Source organism: Pseudomonas sp. 2,4-D, assembly GCF_030418155.1.
GTDB lineage: Bacteria > Pseudomonadota > Gammaproteobacteria > Pseudomonadales > Pseudomonadaceae > Aquipseudomonas > Aquipseudomonas alloputida.
On sequence record NZ_JAUHUI010000031.1, the window covers coordinates 42,535 to 59,825 of the forward strand.

The following is a 17,291-nucleotide window of genomic DNA, read 5'->3' on the forward strand; positions in this document are numbered from 1 at the left end:
GTCATGCTCGAGCTCGCCAATGAGCAGATAGCCATGGGCCAGAAGGCCGCCGACAAGGCCGAGGCGTTACGCCTTCTGGCGGATCGGCTGGTTGCGGACGGTCTGGTCGCCGAGGGTTACCTGCAAGGGCTGCAGGCCCGGGAAGCACAAGGCTCCACGTTCCTTGGCCAGGGCATCGCCATTCCCCATGGTACGCCGCAAACACGTGACCTGGTGTATGCCACCGGCGTACGCCTGCTGCAGTTCCCCGAGGGGGTAGACTGGGGTGACGGGCAAATGGTCTACCTGGCCATTGGTATTGCCGCCCGCTCCGACGAACACCTGCGCCTGCTGCAGCTGTTGACCCGGGCGTTGGGCGAGACCGACCTGGCCGAAGCCTTGCGCCGGGCCAGCTCTGCCGAAGCGCTGCTCAAGCTGCTGCAGGGCGCGCCCCAGGCGCTGGCGCTGGATGCGCAGCTGGTCGGGCTGAACGTGCCGGCAGAAGACTTCGACGAACTGGCCTGGCGCGGTGCCCGCCTGCTGCAACGTGCCGACTGTGTCGACAGTGGCTTTGCCGCCGTGCTGCAGCAGGCCGAGCCGCTGCCGCTGGGTGAGGGCCTGTGGTGGCTGCACAGCGAGCGCCAGGTTCGTCAGCCGGGCCTCGCCTTCATCACCCCGCAGCAGCCGCTGCGTTACCGCGACCAGCCGCTCAACGGTCTGTTCTGCCTGGCCAGCCTTGGCGCCGCTCACGAGGCCCTGCTTGAGCGGCTGTGCGAAGTGCTGATCGAAGGCCGTGGGCAGATGCTCTACCAAGCCACCAGCAGCCGTGCGGTGCTGGAAGTGCTGGGCGGCGAAGTGCCGGCGGACTGGCCTAGCGCACGTGTCGTGCTGGCCAATCCACATGGTTTGCATGCGCGACCGGCCAAGGTGCTTGCACAACTGGCCAAAGGCTTTGAAGGGGAAATCCGTGTGCGCCTGGTCGATAGCGCGCAGCCAGCCGTATCGGTGAAGAGCCTGAGCAAGCTGCTCAGCCTCGGCGCACGCCGTGGTCAGGCACTGGAACTGGTCGCCGAACCGAGCATCGCTGCCGATGCCTTGCCGGTGCTGCTGGCTGCTATCGAACAAGGCTTGGGTGAAGAGGTAGAACCGCTACCGCAGAGCGTCGCGCCCATTGCCGATGACGTACCCGAAGTACTGCAAGCGCCAGCGGCCGGCAGCCGTATCCAGGGTGTGGGCGCCGCCCCCGGCATTGCCAGCGGCCCGGCGCATGTCTGTGTCGAGCGTGAGTTCGACTATCCCTTGCGGGGTGAATCGTGCGCCTTGGAGCGGCAGAAACTGCGCGAAGCCTTGGCTACCGTCAACGGCGAACTGCAGGCTTTGGTCCTGCGCAGCGACAAAGCCATTGGCGAAATTTTCGTCACCCACCAGGAAATGCTTGCCGACCCGGCCCTGACCGACGATGTCGAACAGCGCCTGGCCCAGGGCGAAAGCGCTGCGGCCGCATGGATGGCCGTGATCGAAGCTGCGGCCCGTCAGCAAGAGGCGTTGCACGATGCGCTGCTCGCCGAGCGCGCCGCCGACCTGCGCGATATTGGCCGCCGCGTGCTGGCGCAGTTGTGTGGTGTGCAGGCGCAGGTTGAACCCGAGCAACCCTATGTGCTGGTGATGACCGAAGTCGGTCCATCCGATGTCGCTCGCCTGGATCCCAACCGGGTTGCCGGCATTGTCACCGCCCAGGGCGGCGCCACGGCCCACAGTGCCATCGTCGCCCGGGCGTTGGGCATACCAGCAGTGGTCGGCGCGGGTGCATCGATACTGCTGTTGGAGAGTGGTACGCCGCTGCTGCTCGATGGCCAGCGTGGTGTGGTCAGCGTCGCACCGCCAGCGGATGAGCTGCAGCGGGCGCTGGCCGAGCGTGACCTGCGCGAGCAACGCCTGCAGGCCGCCTGGGCCAACCGCTTCGAGCCGGCTATCACCCGTGATGGGCATGCCGTTGAGGTGTTTGCCAACATCGGCGATAGCAACGGCATCGCCAAGGTGGTGGAGCAGGGCGCCGAAGGTGTCGGCCTGCTGCGCACCGAACTGATTTTCATGGCCCACCCTCAAGCGCCGGATGTGGCTACCCAGGAAGCCGAGTACCGCCGCGTGCTCGATGGCCTCGATGGGCGCCCGCTGGTGGTGCGAACCCTTGACGTTGGCGGCGACAAACCGTTGCCTTACTGGCCGATCGCTGCCGAGGAAAATCCCTTCCTCGGCGTGCGCGGCGTGCGTTTGACCCTGCAGCGCCCGCAAGTGATGGAAGACCAGTTGCGCGCGTTGCTGCGGGCCGCCGACCAGCGCCCGTTGCGTATCATGTTTCCCATGGTTGGCCAGGTGCACGAGTGGCGTGAGGCTCGGGCCATGGTGGAGCGCCTGCGTGCAGAAATCCCGGTAGCCGACCTGCAACTGGGCATTATGGTCGAGGTCCCTTCAGCGGCCCTGCTGGCAGCGCAATTGGCGCGCGAAGTGGACTTCTTCAGCATCGGCACCAACGACCTGACTCAATACACCTTGGCCATCGACCGTGGCCACCCCAGCCTCTCGGCACAGGCCGATGGCCTGCACCCGGCGGTATTGAGCCTGATCGACATGACCGTGCGCGCCGCCCATGCCCACGGCAAGTGGGTGGGCGTGTGTGGCGAGCTGGCGGCCGACCCGCAGGCGGTGGCCGTGCTGCTGGGGCTGGACGTGGACGAACTCAGCGTCTCCGCGCGCAGCATCGCCGAAGTCAAGGCACTGGTTCGCCAGGCCGATCATCAGGCAGCCCGCGCCCTGGCGCGCGAGGCCCTGCAACAGGACAGCGCCGCAGCAGTTCGCGCGCTGGTGGAGCGTTACTGAATGGCCAAGATCCTCACTCTTACCCTGAACCCTGCGCTGGATATCACCATCGGCCTGGACACTCTGCGCCCAGGGCAGGTCAACCGTAGCCAGGCGCAGCACAGTCACGCCGCAGGCAAGGGGCTGAACGTTGCCCAGGTACTGGCCGACCTGGGGCACAGCGTAACCGTGGGCGGTTTCCTCGGGCGCGACAATCTGCAGCCCTTCGAGGCGCTGATCGACGGCCGCGGTTTTACCGACTGCTTTGTCCGTGTGCCGGGCGAAACCCGCAGCAATATCAAGCTGGTCGAGGCCGATGGCCGCGTGACCGACATCAACGGGCAGGGCCCGGAGGTCGACGAGGCGGCACGCAGCGCCTTGCTGCACAGGCTGGAACAGATTGCCCCCGGTCACGATGCCGTGGTGGTGGCCGGTAGCCTGCCGCGTGGAATCAGTGCCGACTGGTTCCGCCAGTTGCTCGAACGGTTGAAGGCCCAAGGCCTCAAGGTAGTCCTGGACAGCAGTGGTGAAGCCCTGCGTGTCGGCTTGCAAAGCGCGCCCTGGTTGGTCAAGCCCAATACCGAAGAACTGGGCGAAGTGTTGGGCCTGGCTGTGGATAACCTGGCGCAACAGCGCGCCGCCGCCAAGCGCCTGCTGGACAGTGGCGTTGAACACGTGGTGGTGTCTGCGGGCGAGCAGGGCGTCAGTTGGTTCAGTCGCGATCTGGCCCTGCAGGCCCGCCCACCCAAGGTGCGGGTTGCCAGCACGGTGGGGGCGGGGGATTCGCTGGTGGCCGGCATGGTCCACGGCCTGCTGCTGGCCGAGGCGCCTGCGCAGACGTTGACCCGGGCCACTGCCATCGCCGCCCAGGCCGTTACCCAGGTTGGCTTCGGCATCCATGACCGCGAGCACCTGGCGCAGTTGGAGGCGGCCGTGCAACTGACAGAACAACAAGAGGGTTGCCGATGAACATTGCCATAGTCACCGCCTGCCCCAATGGCCAGGTATCGAGTGTACTGAGTGCACGCTTGCTGTCCGCCGCTGCCCAGCGTCGCGGCTGGAGCACCAGCGTCGAAGTGCAGAATACTGAACACCCCGAGCGGCAACTGAGCGCCGCACAGATCGCCGAGGCTGACTGGGTGCTTGTGGTCAGCACCGGGCCGGTGGATCTGGCCCGCTTCGTCGGCAAGCGCCTGTACCAAAGCACGCCGTCCCAGGCGCTGGCTGATCGCGAAGGCTTTCTCGACGAAGCAGCGGCCAACGCCGAGCTGCTGGCCGCAGTGACAGACACCCCTGCCGCAACTGGCAGTGCTGGCGCTCGCATCGTTGCCGTCACTGCATGCCCGACCGGCGTAGCCCATACCTTCATGGCCGCAGAGGCCTTGCAGCAAGCCGCACAACAACTGGGCTACCAGCTTACCGTCGAGACCCAGGGCTCGGTCGGTGCGCGCAACCCCTTGTCCGCTGACGCCATCGCTGCGGCCGACGTGGTGCTGCTGGCCGCCGACATTGAAGTACCCACTGCACGTTTCGCCGGCAAACGTATTTACCGTTGTGGTACCGGCATTGCCCTCAAGCAGGCCCGCGCTACCCTGGACAAAGCCCTGGCGCAAGCCACGGTGGAAAACGCTGCCGACGCCGCAGCGGCGACCACACCGACCAAGGGCGAGAAAACCGGCGTGTACAAGCACTTGCTGACCGGCGTGTCGTTCATGCTGCCGATGGTGGTGGCCGGCGGCCTGCTGATTGCCCTGTCGTTCGTGTTCGGTATCGAGGCCTACAAAGAGGCGGGTACCTTGCCGGCGGCGTTGATGCAGATTGGCGGTGAAGCCGCCTTCAAACTGATGGTTCCGCTACTGGCGGGCTATATCGCCTGGTCCATCGCCGACCGCCCCGGGCTGGCCCCGGGCATGATCGGCGGCCTGTTGGCCAGCACCTTGGGGGCCGGCTTCATCGGTGGCATCGTCGCCGGTTTCCTCGCCGGTTACAGCGCCAAGGCCATTGCCCGATGGGCGCGCTTGCCCAGCAGCCTGGAGGCGCTCAAGCCGATCCTGATCATTCCATTGCTGGCCAGTCTGTTCACCGGGCTGGTGATGATCTACGTGGTCGGCCAGCCGGTAGCGGCGATGCTCGAAGGCCTGACGCACTTCCTCGACAGCATGGGCACCACCAATGCGATCCTGCTGGGGCTGTTGCTGGGCGGCATGATGTGCGTCGACCTTGGCGGGCCGATCAACAAGGCCGCCTATGCGTTCTCGGTGGGGCTGCTGGCATCGTCGAGCTACGCGCCAATGGCGGCCACCATGGCCGCCGGCATGGTGCCGCCGATTGGCTTGGGGATTGCCACCTTCCTGGCCCGGCGCAAGTTCGCCCAGAGCGAGCGCGAGGCGGGCAAGGCGGCGCTGGCGCTGGGGCTGTGCTTCATCTCCGAGGGGGCGATTCCGTTTGCCGCCAAGGACCCGTTACGGGTGATCCCGGCCAGTATCGCCGGTGGTGCGTTGACCGGGGCATTGTCGATGTATTTTGGCTGCAAGCTGATGGCGCCGCATGGCGGCTTGTTCGTGTTGTTGATCCCCAACGCGATCAACCATGCGTTGCTGTATTTGCTGGCGATTGTGGCGGGTAGCCTGGTGACAGCGGTGGTGTATGCGGTTATCAAGAAGAGCGAGCGTGTGGAGTTGGCCGTGGCGCCTGCTAAAAGTGTATGAGCAGACCTCGTTCTGTGGGAGCGGCCTTGTGTGGCGAAAGGGCCGCAAAGCGGCCCCGGCAATCTAAGTTGCGAAGCTGAAAATCTGGGGCTGCTTCGCAGCCCTTTCGCGATACAAGGCCGCTCCCACAGAGCCCGCGTTGGCCTTTCAACGGCGATGTTTCTGCCGCAACGGCACCAGTAGATCACCCAGCCCGTTGTGATCGATCTCATGCATCAACGCCAGCATCCCGCCCAGTTCCCCTGCCGGGAAGCCCTTGCGCGCAAACCATGCCAGGTAGTCACCGGGCAGGTCGGCAATGATCCTTCCCTGGTACTTGCCGAACGGCATGCTGCGGGTCACCAGTAGTTCGAGAGTTTCCGGCTTCATCTTCGCGCACCTGGCTGTGGAAAGGCGCCGACCATACTGCAATCTGCACGAAGCCCCAAGCGGCAATCATGCAGAACGCCGTAACCATCAGTCGTCAATCAAGCTGTAAGTTATTGAATAGTAAGGGTTTTACGTTTTTTGAAAGCGTGGCACGAACACTGCAACTCTCTAGAGGACTATCACCTGCCAAGGAGTTCGACCATGAGCAACCCCAACAAAGACGTGATCGATGTACTCAACGACCTGATCGAGTACAGCAAGGATGGCGAGAAAGGTTTCAAGGCCTCGGCCGATGATGTGAAGAACCCCGAACTGAAAGCGTTCTTCGTCCAGCGTGCGGGCGAGTGCGCCAACGCTGCCAGTGAGCTGCAGAGCGAAGTGCGCCGTCTGGGCGGCGATCCTGAAACCTCTACCAGCATCAGTGGCGACCTGCACCGCGGCTGGGTCAACCTTAAGTCGATGGTCACCGGCAAGGACGAGGAAGCAGTGCTGAACGAGGTGGAGCGGGGCGAGGACCACGCCCTCAAGGCCTACAAGGAAGCCCGCGAAAAGCTGGTGAAACTGGGCCGCACCGCCAGCGACATGACCTACAGCCTGGTGGAAAAGCAGCTGCAAGGCGTGCAGCGCAACCATGACCAGGTCAAGGCCCTGCGCAACGCCGCTCGCGCCCGCTCCTAATCGAGCGGGCCCTCTACCCGATTGCGGCCATTGGCCTTGGCGCGGTAGAGCGCTTCGTCCGCAGCACCCAGCAGCCTGCCAAGGTCCTGCTGGGTGCCGGACAGACCGATACCGATGCTCACGGTCACGGCGTGGGCATCATCCGCAAACGGCGCCAGCGCCTCGACGCTGGCGCGGATGCGTTCAGCCAGTAGCTGGGCACCGGCCAGATCGGTTTCCGGCAACACTACCTGAAACTCCTCCCCACCATAGCGCGCAGCCAGGTCCGCGGGGCGACGAATGCATGTCTCGATGGCCTTGGCCACCTCGCGCAAGGCATGGTCGCCACCGGCATGGCCATGGCGCTGGTTGAATGCCTTGAAGTGGTCCACGTCCACCATCAGTACCGCCAGCGGCTTACGGCTACGTTGAGCACGGGCCCATTCCTGACGCAGCACATGGTCCAGCCTGCGGCGGTTAGCCAGGCCAGTCAGGCTATCGGTGGAAGCGAGCATGGCCAGGTCTTCTTCGGCTTCGTGGCGGCGGCGCAGTTCGCGGCCCAGCAGCAAAGTCAGCCAGAGAATGCCCACGCACAGACCGCCGGTGGCGACGCTGACCAGAATGGCCGTGCGGCGCCAGGACTCGAACACCTCGTCGGCCGAGTGCGCCACCAGCACGATCAGTGGCAACTGCGCGACCCGGGCGAAGGTGAACATGCGCAGCTTGCCGCTGCTGTGGGAGCGGGCGGTGAAGCTACCGCTCTGTTCACTGAGGATGCGTTTGAAATTGGGCCGTTCGGTGTAGTAGGTGCCAATCAGCGGGTCCTGCCCGCGGTAGGGCTGGCGGACGAGCAACTGCCCATCGGTATTGAACAGGTTGATGCTGCTGTCGTGGCCAATGTCCAGGCGCTGGAACAACTCATTGAAGTACGACAGGCGCAGCGCACCCGCTGCCAACCCGGCGAACTCGCCATTGGGGCCGGAGATACGTCGGCTGAAACTGATACACCAGTCCAGGTCGCCAAGCTTGGCCTTGAAAGGGGGGCCCACCAGCAAGCCGAGGTTGGCATTGTGCTGGTGGGCCTTGAACACCCCGGTGTCGCCGAAGTTGGCCTTGCGGGGCACGCTGCTGGTGGAGTCGCCAACGATATTGCCTTGCTTGTCCAGCCACAGCACGTCACCGCGCTTGCGGTCGACGAAGGCTTCATTGAACAGCAGGCGCTGGCGTATCGGGCCGGGGACTTCCGGCAGTTCCTTGCGGCCGACGGCCCAGATCAGGCCTTGCAGTGATTGGTCGTAGAGTTCGACGTTGCGCAGAATGTCGCTTTCGATCAGCTGCACGATGTTGTTCGACGAGCGCACCGCCGACTGCTCGATACTTTCGCGCTCGCGGGCAAGCAAGTAGCTGACGATGGCCACGATGGCGAGCACGGCAAGGCAACTGCCCAGGTTGAGGATCAGCTCGGGGTGCGACCTGTAGACTGCGAAACGCGGGGATTGGGTGGGCATGCTCGCTACTGCGTGGGCAGGGCCATTCGCGGCGGCGATATTCTAGGGAAGCGGGCATTGTCGGACAAGATTTGTCCGACGGAAGCACGGTGTACCGTACTTTTCGATTTGCCGTCGCCTGTAGGAGCGGGTTTACCCGCGAACATCGGCGCAGCCGGTGCCCAACACCGCGGTGCCTTCTTCGCGGTTGAACCCGCTCCCACAGGGTTATTTGCGATGCTTGCAGCGCAAGATCAGAACACGTTCAGTGGGTAATCGACGATTACCCGCAGTTCATCGTTGTCGCTGTTGCTGTCGATCGACGCATAACCCTGGCTGCCGCGGTGAGTGGCATAGCGTACCAGCACCGACAGGTCCTTGAGGTCACCCTCCTGGAACACGTATTTCACGTCCAGGTCGCGCTCCCAGTGCATGGCGTTCTTGCCATCCTCACGGTAGTAGTCGTAGTGAGTGGTGTCCTGAGTGGCCTTGGTCAGGTCAGCCTCGCCGCGCGAGTAGGACAGCGAAGTGGACAAACCAGGCACGCCGACACCGGCGAAGTCATAGCCGTACTGCAGTTTCCACGAACGCTCGTTCGGCGCGTTGAAGTCCGAGTACATGCGCGAGTTGTCCAGGTACACGCTGTCGCCCAGGTTGATGTAGTCGAATGGCGTGTTGCCGTTCACTCGCTGGTAGGCAGCGGTGACGCTGTGGAAGCCTGCGTTGACGGTGAAGTGCACGCTGTAGGTGTTGTTGTCGATCTTGCCTAGCAGGGCCTGGCCGGTGTCCTGGGTGTGATAGAAGTGCACGCCCGGGTTCAGGCTGACCAGGTCATTGACCACATAGGTGTAGTCGAAGTCCGCGTAGTACTGGTTCCAGATGTCCTTCAGCTCGGCGGCGTACAGGTTGGCGGTGATGTGCTCGGTACCGCTCCACGACGCGCCGGCCCAGTTCAGGTGCTTGCTCTTGTCGTGCTCATCCAGTGACCCGTAGTAGGTGTCGATGCGGCGGTGGCCGCTCTGGTTGTACGGGTGGGTGAAACTGACCTGGCCACCTTCGAGCAACAGGCCGTCGATGCTGGTGTTGGTCAGGCTTACACCGCGGAAGGTTTGCGGCAGCATGCGCGTTTCGCCGCCGGCGATCACCGGGTTGGTGAGGAACAGGTCACCGGCTTTCAGCTCGGTGTCGAAGGCTTTCAGCCTGACCGCAGCACCGGCAGTGGAGAACGAATGCGGGGCAGCGCCCAGTTCGCCGTCGTCCTTGATGTGTTCGGGCAGGATGCTGGTGCCGGCATGGCCGCCACCGCCGTCGAGCTTCAGGCCCAGCATGGCATGAGCATCCAGGCCAAAGCCGACTACACCCGGGGTGTAGCCCGACTCGAAACGCGCTACCGCGCCCTGGCCCCACTCGCGGGTGTCGCGCACGCCGGCGTTGTGGTTGTCGCGGTTGAAGTAGGCATTACGAAAATGCAGGTTGAAGGACGAACCTTCGATGAAGCCATCAGCCTTGTCTTCATCTGCCTGGGCGGCGAGAGGGATCGTTGCAGACAACGCAATGAAAAGCGGGGTAAAACGAAACGCGGAAGGCACCGGTACTAGCTCCTTGGGTCTGACGGTGGGGCAGTTTTTATATTTGAATGTGCGTCTTTTTTATAGGTACACGTTACAGCCGGGCTGAGCGTTAAAGCACATAAAAAAAGCCGCTGATCGGCAGCGGCTTTAAAAGGCTAACATATCGGCACCGGGGGTGCCCATGGCGTAGCCAAGGGAAAACGGGAGCAGCGACAGCGCGTGATCAGCTGTCGGCATTGGCATCGACGCTGACTTTGGAAGCTGTCTGTTTCGCGTCTTTTACGGTTTCGGCCTTGTTTGCGGCTACAGCGTCACGGGCCTCTTGATGGACAGCCGCGAACTCTGCATTACGGGCAACGAATGCCGGGGATTCTTCGGCCATGGCCAGGGGCGACAACAACAGGGAAGACAGGACGAAGACGCTGGCAATACCCATACTGTTGGACATTTGAAACTACCTTCTTGCGGTGCAAGTGCTAATGAGGACAGGGGTAAAGTTAGTCCTTTCAGTGCACTCGAAACAGAGCGAAGTGCGATAAGCACTGTTGCGCAAAAGGTAACGATCCTTGGAGGAAACAACGGGGCTTTCGGCGAAAGTCCCGTGCTAGGGCGCCTGCACAGTGCGCCGCCTTGGGCAAAATGGCCAGGCTAGAAACCGATAAAGGCGTAATAAACCGGGGTTTCATGGGTTGTGCGCAAACCCAGTGCCTGCAAGCTTGTCGTCAGCGCTTCATCCTGCACATGCAAGGTCCACTGCGCCCCTTCATTCCCCTGTACCTGCGCCAGCGCCGCAGCAAACGCCCCCATATCCGGCAAGTAGGCGGTAAAACCGTTACCCTTGAGCGCACTGGTCGTCATGCCCAACGCCTGGCACACCGCCACCTTGGCGGCAATGTCATCGCGATCGGCCTGGCGCGAAGCCTGTACCAGCGCCTGCAGTTCCACGTCGACCAGTTGCGTGCCGTGAATCAGCTCCGGCCCCTGTTGCCAGGCCTCCGGCGGGCAGTCCTTGCTGTCTGGCCGCAGTGGAATATGCGGGTTGATTTCTACCGGATAGATGCGACAGACCAGTGGGCGCTGCTCATAGATGGTGCAGAGGTCGTTGGCGTCGAGGTTACGGCAACGTCCTGGGTTGAATGCAGCAAAGGTCACCGAGACGCGTGCCTCGCCTTCGCCGCAATGCACCGGATGGGAGCGTCGCAGCACATGGTCACGTTGATCCAGCGGCATGCCGGGGCCGTCCACGACGAAGGCCTCGATCAGTACCACCACCTGGCCGGCATCGTCCGCCCAGCGACGCGCTTCGGCCAGCGTCAGGGGCACATGGTGGCCGGTGCAGCATTTGCCGCAGCCGGTACAGCCGAAACGTAAGCGGTCGGTCACTTGGCTTCCGGGCTCCATTCACTGACGAAAGCACGCTGGTGCTGGCGGTCGTACAGGCACAGTTCGGTGCCGGCGCGCTGCTGCATGTGCTTCTGTGGGTAGACGCCTTCGATCAGCAGGGCACTCATGCCTGCCTGGTCATCGAACTCGGCGGGCTTGCCGCGGGCATGGGCGTCCTTGAACTGGCTGGCTGTCAGGCAAGCCTTGAGCATCTGCTGGCGCTGCTCGTTCCAGGCCTGGCTACTGGAGGCCTGGGCAATACCGCTGAAGAGGGCGCAGCTGATCAAGATAGAGCTAAGAAGCTTCATACGCGATTCCGGCAATTTTCTTGCGAGGGGCGCGAATTATGCCCGAGTCACCCCCGGCGGTAAGCCGGGGAGTTTGTCGCTGAATATATCAGTGCTCGGCGAACACCACGGTACGCGCCGCCACCACCAGACAATCGGTCAGCTCTGGCGAGGAGAACTTGGTAAGGATGGCATTGGCCCCGGCCTGGGTCGCCTTTTCACTGCTCATGGCACTGTCCAGCGAGGTGTGCAGCAGCACGTACAGGTGCTGGAAGTCAGGAGTTTCACGCAGCGTGCGGGTGAAGGCGTATCCGTCCATTTCGCTCATTTCGATGTCGGAGACGATGATGTTGATCTCCTGCGCGGTGCCTTGCAGCTCCAGCAGCACATTGATGGCGTCTTTGGCGCTGCGCGCGGTGTGGCATTCGATACCGAGGTTGCGCAGGGTGTGCACTGACTGCTGCAGGGCCACCTGGCTGTCGTCCACCACCAGGATATTGGCGGCGGCCAGCAGGCTGGCATCTTCTTCGTTCAAGGTGCTGTGCACTGGCTCGGCGACGGGCGGGGCGATGGCGTGGATGACTTTTTCGATGTCCAGCACCTGCACCAGGGTGTTGTCGACGCGCGTCACACCGGTGATGAACGAGCGGGTGCCCGAGGCGTAAGGCGGCGGTTTGATGTCGGTGCTCAGGCAATGCACGATACGACTGACCGCCTGTACATGCAGGCCTTGGCGCGAGCGGCTGATCTCGGTAACGATCAGGCAGCCACCCTGCGGGTCGACCAGTGGCTGTTCGCCAATGGCGCGAGACAAGTCGATGACCGACAGCGAGTGGCCGCGCAGGGTTGCCACACCTTTTACGTGGGGGTGCGACTCAGGCAGCTTGGTCAGCGGCGGGCAGGGGATGATCTCGCTGACCTTGAGCAGGTTGATTGCCATCAGCTTGCCGCTGCGCAGGGTGAACAGCAGCAGGGATAGCGAATCCGCGCGGGCATTTTGCGTGGCCATGGTGACCTTCGGTGGGGAGCAGGGGATAACCGGTTATCGGCCTGTTTGGGTCAGGCTTTAGGCAATTTGCACAGAACCCAGGAGTACCTGGGCCCCTGCGGGTGCGGGCATGCCCGCGCCCACAGGGGAGGTGTGTAAACGCTTGGATCAGCGTTCACGCAGGGCCTCCTTGGCCCGGTTCAGCGGTTTGATCAGGTAATCGAGGATGGTTTTCTCGCCCGTTCGGATATCCACCGTGGCAATCATCCCTGGCACGATCGCAAAACGCTTGCCGGCCTTGTTCTGCAAGTTGTCCTGTTCGGTGCGGATGAACACGCGGTAGTAGTAGATTTCCGGTTTGACCTCGTCCTGCAGGGTATCCGGCGAGATGCCCACCACCTTGCCGTCCAGCCCGCCGTATACCGAGTAGTCATAGGCACTGATCTTGACCTTGGCCGCCTGGTCGGGGTGAATGAAGGCGATGTCCCGTGGCGCGATGCGGGTTTCGATCAGCAGGCGTTCGTCCATCGGCACGATCTTCATCACCTGGCCACCGGGCTGCACCACGCCACCCAGGGTGTTGACCTCGATGTCCTTCACGATGCCGCGCACCGGCGAGCGCAGGGTCAGGCGGGTGAGCGAGTCGCTGCGCCCGCGGATCACTTCCGACAGGGCGTCCGCTTCGGCGCTGGCCTTGGCCAGTTCTTCCCGGGCGCGCACCAGATAGTCCGAGCGTGCCTCGTTGGCCTTGAGTTCCAGCTCGGAACGCTGGCGGTTCAGGCGGATCACTTCAACCCGGCTGGAGGCACCCATCTTTGCCAGGTTCTCGGTGATCTTCAGCTCGCTGCGCACCAGCTGCAACGAGTCCTGAATACCCGCCAGGGTCTGTTCCAGGCCGCGGCGGCGGGTCTGGTACAACGCGGTTTCGGCATCGATCAGGTCAGGAGAGTCGCGCAGGCTCTCCGGGAAGGTCAGTGGCTTGCCGGTCACCTCTGCTTGCAGGCGGGCCTGACTGGCCCTGGCAGCGCGGTATTTGGCTTCGCTTTCACCAACACTGGAAGCCGTCTTGGTCGGGTCGAGCTGGGCCAGCACCTGGCCGCGCTCGACCAGGTCGCCTTCGGCCACGCTCATCTGCGCGACGATACCGCCCTCGAACGACTGGATGACCTGCTCTCGCGAACTTGGAATGACCTTGCCTGTGCCGGTGGATACCTCGGTCACCTCGAACCAGGCGGCCCAGGCCAGGAACGCCGCCAGCATCAGCGCGCAGAGGGTGATGATGCGGCCGGCGCGGAATACCGCCTGGTCGTCCTGCCCGTCCAGGTAGGAGGCCGGGAGTTCATGGTTGCTCATGCCTGGGCTCCTTGCAGTTTGGCCAGGGCGGCATCGCGCGCGTCATCGATGACGATGCGCCCGGCGTCCAGCACCAGGATGCGGTCGACCCGCTGCAGAACACTCAGTCGATGGGTTGCGATCACCAATGTACGGCCCTGACAGAAGCGCTCCAGGTTATCCAGCAGCTTGCGCTCGGTCATGTCGTCCAGCGACGCGGTCGGTTCGTCCAGCAGCAGCACCTGCGGCTGGCGTACCAGCAGGCGCGACAGCACCAGGGCTTGGCGCTGGCCGCCAGACAAGCCCACGCCCCCTTCGAGGATCAAGTGGTCCATGCCCTTGGGCAGGCGGCGGACGAAGTCCAGTGCGCCAGTGGCGGCCAGCGCGGCCACCAGTTCCTGGTCGCTGGCCTGGCCGGCGCCGAGGGTGAGGTTTTCCCGCAGGGTGCCGTGGAACAGCCTCGCGTACTGCGGCAGCAGGCCGACGTCACGGCGCAGGTCAGCAGGGTCAAGGTGGGCCATGGCGATGCCGTCCAGGCTGATCTCGCCCTGCACCAGGTCCATGGCCCCACCCAGCGCCTGCAGCAAGGTTGATTTGCCGGCGCCGTTGCGGCCCAGCACGGCAATGCGCTCGCCCGGCTGGATGTCCAGCCGGCCAATGTTCAGCACTGGCGGGTAGTCTTCGCTGTAGCGGAAGTTGGCCTGGCGCAGGCGGTACTCGCCGTGAATGGCCGGCAGGTGCACGCGGGCTTCGCCTTCGGGGTGGTCGACCGGCGACTGCATCAGCTTGTCCAGGCCTTGCAGCGCGACCTTGGCCTGCTGCCAGCGGGTCAGCACATGGGTCAGCTGGGCCAGCGGTGCCATCATCCGCGATGAAAGCATGGATGCCGCCACCAGGCTACCCGTGGTGAGGTCGCCGGCGATGACCATGGGGGCGCCGATCACGATGACCACGGCAAACACGGCACCCTGCACGTTCTGCGTCCAGGTCACCAGGCCGTTGGTGAGGGTGCGCAGGCGCAGGTTGGTGTGCGCGCAGGCCGCGTTGTACTGGTTCCACTGTCGTTCGAAGCGTGCCTCTGCCTGCAGTGCCTTGATCTCGTCCAGGCCCTGGATACTTTCCACCAGCATGGCGTTGCGCAGTGCCGACTCACGCATCGAGGCATTGGCCAACCGTGCCAGGCGCCGTTGTGCAAGCAACCCGGGTAACACCATGGCCAGCAGCGCGACCAGCGGGATGAACACCAGTACGCCGCCGATCAGCCAGAACACGAACAGGAACAGCAGGAAGAACGGCAGGTCGGCCAGTACCGTGGCGGTGCTGGACGTGATCAGGTCGCGGATCGACTCCAGCTCGCGCAACTGCGAGATGAATGAGCCGGTGGACTTCGGCCGCACCGAGTTGCGCAGGCGCAGGGCATGGCCGTAGACCAGGTCGCTCACCCGCAGGTCGGCGCGCTTGCCGAGCAGGTCGGTCACCTTTAGCCGCAGCAGGCGCATGCTGAAGTCGAACACCAGTGCCAACACCACACCGCCGAACAGGACGTAGAGGGTGGGCAGGGATTCAGCCGGTATCACTCGGTCGTACACCTGCATCGAGAACAGCACGCCGGCAAGCGCCAGCACGTTGGCCACCAGTGACGCGACCATCACCTGCCCATAGGGACGCAGGTCGCGCAGTACGATGCGGGCGAACCAGTGGCGGTCGTAAGGCGCGGTGTAGTCGTCGGTGCGCACATCGCGCAGTGGCCGGGCCGGGCGCAGCAGGGCCACGCGGTTGATACGGCCTTTCAGGGTGTCGCGGGGCAGGCGCGAAGTCAGGCCCTGGTCACCGGCGAACACCACTGCCAGGTCGTCCTCTTCGGTCACCGACTCGACCACCGCCAGCTGCCCATCGTCCAGCTCCAGCACCAGCGGCGTGCGCCATTGCCGCAGGCCCTTGGCATCGAAGTGCACGAAGCGCAATGCCAGCCCCGCCTGACGTGCCATGTGGCGGAGGATTTCATTCAACGGGCGGGCATCCTCCGCAGCGGCCAGGCGAATACGCTGGGGTGATACGTCCAGGCGGTAGTGGTGTGCCACCTGCAACATCACCTCAAGCCAGGGGCCAAGGTCTGGCCGGTGGGCGGCGGCCTGCTCCGGCGCGGGCGCCTGGTTGGGCAGGGTCACATCGATCGAATCACTCATGGCTGGATCTCCACACCTTGCAGGTTGCGCCCCTCAAGGCCAAAGGCCGTGCGCAGGGCGCCGGTGTTGTACAGGCAGTCGACATCCAGGCGCAGCAGATCGGAGCGGGTGCCGGCAAGTTCGAAGCGTGACTGGTAGATCTCCTGCTCGGCGTTGAGCAGGTCGAGCAGTGGCCGTGTGCCCAGGTCCAGGTACTGACGCCCGTAGAGCATGCGTGCCTCCTGAATGCTGACCTGGCGGGCTTCCAGCGAGGTCAGCCTGCGGCCCAGCCCGGAGGTTTGCGCCTTGGCCTCGGCCAGGCCCCGACGCGCTTGCAGGCGTGCGGCGTCTTCGGCGGAATCGGCGGCGGTCAGCGCGTGGCCGGCAGCGCGGGTGCGGGCGCTGATGGAGCCCCCTTGGTAGATGGGAACTTCGACGTTCAGGTAGATGCCCGCCTGGGTGCGGTCCAGCCGTGCGTTATCGCGGTTGTAGTCGTCGTCCAGGTAATGATTGACCTGCGGTTGCAACGACAGGGTAGGGTAGGCCTCCGCCTTGGCCTGGGCCAGCTCGGCCTGGCCCTGTGCGCGCTGGGCCAGGGCCATCAGCACGGCGGGCAGGCGGTCATCACCCTGTGCAGGGCGCTTGCAGGCCTGGTCCAGCTCGGTGGGTGAGCCCTCGGCCAGTGCCGGAGGGGTAACGCGGCCCATCAGCGCCGCCAGGGTCGAGCGCCAGCGCTCGTACTGCGACTGGTACTCCTCCAGGGTGGCACGGGCGCTTTCCACGCGGGACTCGGCCTGTACCACGTCGGAACGGGTGCTGGCGCCCATGTCGCTGCGCTGGCGCGCCATCCCGGCAATGTCGCCCACGCCGCGAATCTGGTCGCGGGCAATCGTCATCAGTTGCTCGTAGCGGCGGGTTTCGATCCAGGCATAGGCTGTGTCGCGGGCCAGATCGTCGACCACCAGCAGGATATTGGCCTGTGCCCGGGCGGCGGCAGCCTGGGCCGCGTTGACGGCGCTGTCGACCTTGCCGAAGTCATAGAGCATTTGTTTGAGCGACAGGTTCAGGGCCTGGCTATTGCGGTCGCCGCCATAGCCGGTGTCATAACCGGTGCGGATACCGCCGGAAATCTGTGGGTAATACCCCGCACGGGCGACGTTGATGCCTTCGCCCTGCTTGTAAAGGTTGCCGATGGCCTCTGCGATGCTCGGGTGCCATTGCGCTGCCTGCAGCACTGCGTCGGTAAGGCTCAGCCGTTCGCCACTGGCGACCGGGGCCATGCCGATGGGAGGGCGGGCGGGCACCGCTTCGGGCGCATCGCGTAGCAACGACGGCCCGATCTGGCGCAGGTGGGGGTCAATATCATCGGCTGCCTGGGCAACCGGGTGGAAGTTCAGGGCCAGGAGCCCGAAGGCTCCCAGCAACAGCGGTGACAGCGGACTGCTTCGCTTCACATAGTTCCCTTACTGCTGGTCGTCCATGCCGCCGGGCATTCACCCGGCGGGTTTG

At 64.1% G+C, this 17,291-nt stretch carries 14 protein-coding genes; 4 read left to right on the top strand and 10 right to left on the bottom strand.

Annotated elements, in window-relative coordinates; translation table 11 throughout:
• Window positions 1–3: 3 nt before the first annotated feature.
• The 3 genes from ptsP to QYE47_RS19765 are packed head-to-tail and all read left to right on the top strand — an operon-like array spanning window position 4 to window position 5,543.
• Complete coding sequence (gene ptsP, locus QYE47_RS19755; RefSeq protein WP_014589709.1) at window positions 4–2,856, top strand: phosphoenolpyruvate--protein phosphotransferase; 2,853 nt, start codon at window positions 4–6, stop codon at window positions 2,854–2,856.
• Window positions 2,857–3,804, top strand: coding sequence for a 1-phosphofructokinase (gene pfkB / locus QYE47_RS19760; protein WP_014589710.1), 948 nt, complete (start codon window positions 2,857–2,859; stop codon window positions 3,802–3,804). It abuts the gene before it with no gap.
• A complete protein-coding gene (locus QYE47_RS19765) occupies window positions 3,801–5,543 on the top strand; it encodes a PTS fructose-like transporter subunit IIB (protein ID WP_070383470.1) in 1,743 nt (580 codons plus the stop codon). The genes pfkB and QYE47_RS19765 overlap by 4 nt, the downstream gene beginning before the upstream one ends.
• A gap of 147 nt (window positions 5,544–5,690) precedes the next feature.
• Here QYE47_RS19765 and QYE47_RS19770 read toward each other — a convergent pair whose 3' ends face one another.
• Entirely contained in the window at window positions 5,691–5,912 is a 222-nt protein-coding gene (locus tag QYE47_RS19770) for a DUF3820 family protein (protein WP_014589712.1), read from the bottom strand.
• A gap of 201 nt (window positions 5,913–6,113) precedes the next feature.
• Between QYE47_RS19770 and QYE47_RS19775 the strand changes: the two genes are divergently transcribed.
• Window positions 6,114–6,590, top strand: coding sequence for a PA2169 family four-helix-bundle protein (locus tag QYE47_RS19775; RefSeq protein WP_014589713.1), 477 nt, complete (start codon window positions 6,114–6,116; stop codon window positions 6,588–6,590).
• On the opposite strand, the gene QYE47_RS19780 is transcribed toward QYE47_RS19775, so the two are convergent.
• The 9 genes from QYE47_RS19780 to QYE47_RS19820 form a co-directional block, all read right to left on the bottom strand.
• Complete coding sequence (locus QYE47_RS19780; RefSeq protein WP_019436953.1) at window positions 6,587–8,077, bottom strand: sensor domain-containing diguanylate cyclase; 1,491 nt, start codon at window positions 8,075–8,077, stop codon at window positions 6,587–6,589. The two genes, QYE47_RS19775 and QYE47_RS19780, sit on opposite strands and share 4 nt — an antisense overlap.
• A gap of 233 nt (window positions 8,078–8,310) precedes the next feature.
• Window positions 8,311–9,645 (bottom strand): OprD family porin, encoded by a 1,335-nt coding sequence (locus QYE47_RS19785; RefSeq protein WP_070383471.1) that lies wholly within the window; start codon window positions 9,643–9,645, stop codon window positions 8,311–8,313.
• Window positions 9,646–9,850: 205 nt separating this feature from the next.
• On the bottom strand, window positions 9,851–10,075 hold the full coding sequence (locus QYE47_RS19790; RefSeq protein ID WP_019436955.1) for a hypothetical protein: 225 nt from the start codon (window positions 10,073–10,075) through the stop codon (window positions 9,851–9,853).
• A 200-nt stretch (window positions 10,076–10,275) separates the two neighbouring features.
• A complete protein-coding gene (locus QYE47_RS19795; protein WP_070383472.1) occupies window positions 10,276–11,010 on the bottom strand; it encodes a YkgJ family cysteine cluster protein in 735 nt (244 codons plus the stop codon).
• Window positions 11,007–11,318 (bottom strand): hypothetical protein, encoded by a 312-nt coding sequence (locus QYE47_RS19800; RefSeq protein WP_070383473.1) that lies wholly within the window; start codon window positions 11,316–11,318, stop codon window positions 11,007–11,009. Before QYE47_RS19800 ends, QYE47_RS19795 begins: the two co-directional genes overlap by 4 nt.
• 88 nt (window positions 11,319–11,406) lie before the next feature.
• On the bottom strand, window positions 11,407–12,306 hold the full coding sequence (locus tag QYE47_RS19805) for a chemotaxis protein (protein WP_014589719.1): 900 nt from the start codon (window positions 12,304–12,306) through the stop codon (window positions 11,407–11,409).
• 147 nt (window positions 12,307–12,453) lie between these two features.
• Complete coding sequence (locus tag QYE47_RS19810; RefSeq protein WP_070383474.1) at window positions 12,454–13,638, bottom strand: HlyD family type I secretion periplasmic adaptor subunit; 1,185 nt, start codon at window positions 13,636–13,638, stop codon at window positions 12,454–12,456.
• The gene (locus QYE47_RS19815; RefSeq protein WP_014589721.1) at window positions 13,635–15,803 is read right to left on the bottom strand and encodes a type I secretion system permease/ATPase; all 2,169 of its coding nucleotides are present in this window, start codon (window positions 15,801–15,803) and stop codon (window positions 13,635–13,637) included. The genes QYE47_RS19810 and QYE47_RS19815 overlap by 4 nt, the downstream gene beginning before the upstream one ends.
• Window positions 15,800–17,236, bottom strand: coding sequence for a TolC family outer membrane protein (locus QYE47_RS19820; RefSeq protein WP_070383475.1), 1,437 nt, complete (start codon window positions 17,234–17,236; stop codon window positions 15,800–15,802). Before QYE47_RS19820 ends, QYE47_RS19815 begins: the two co-directional genes overlap by 4 nt.
• Between the last annotated feature and the right edge of the window lie 55 nt (window positions 17,237–17,291).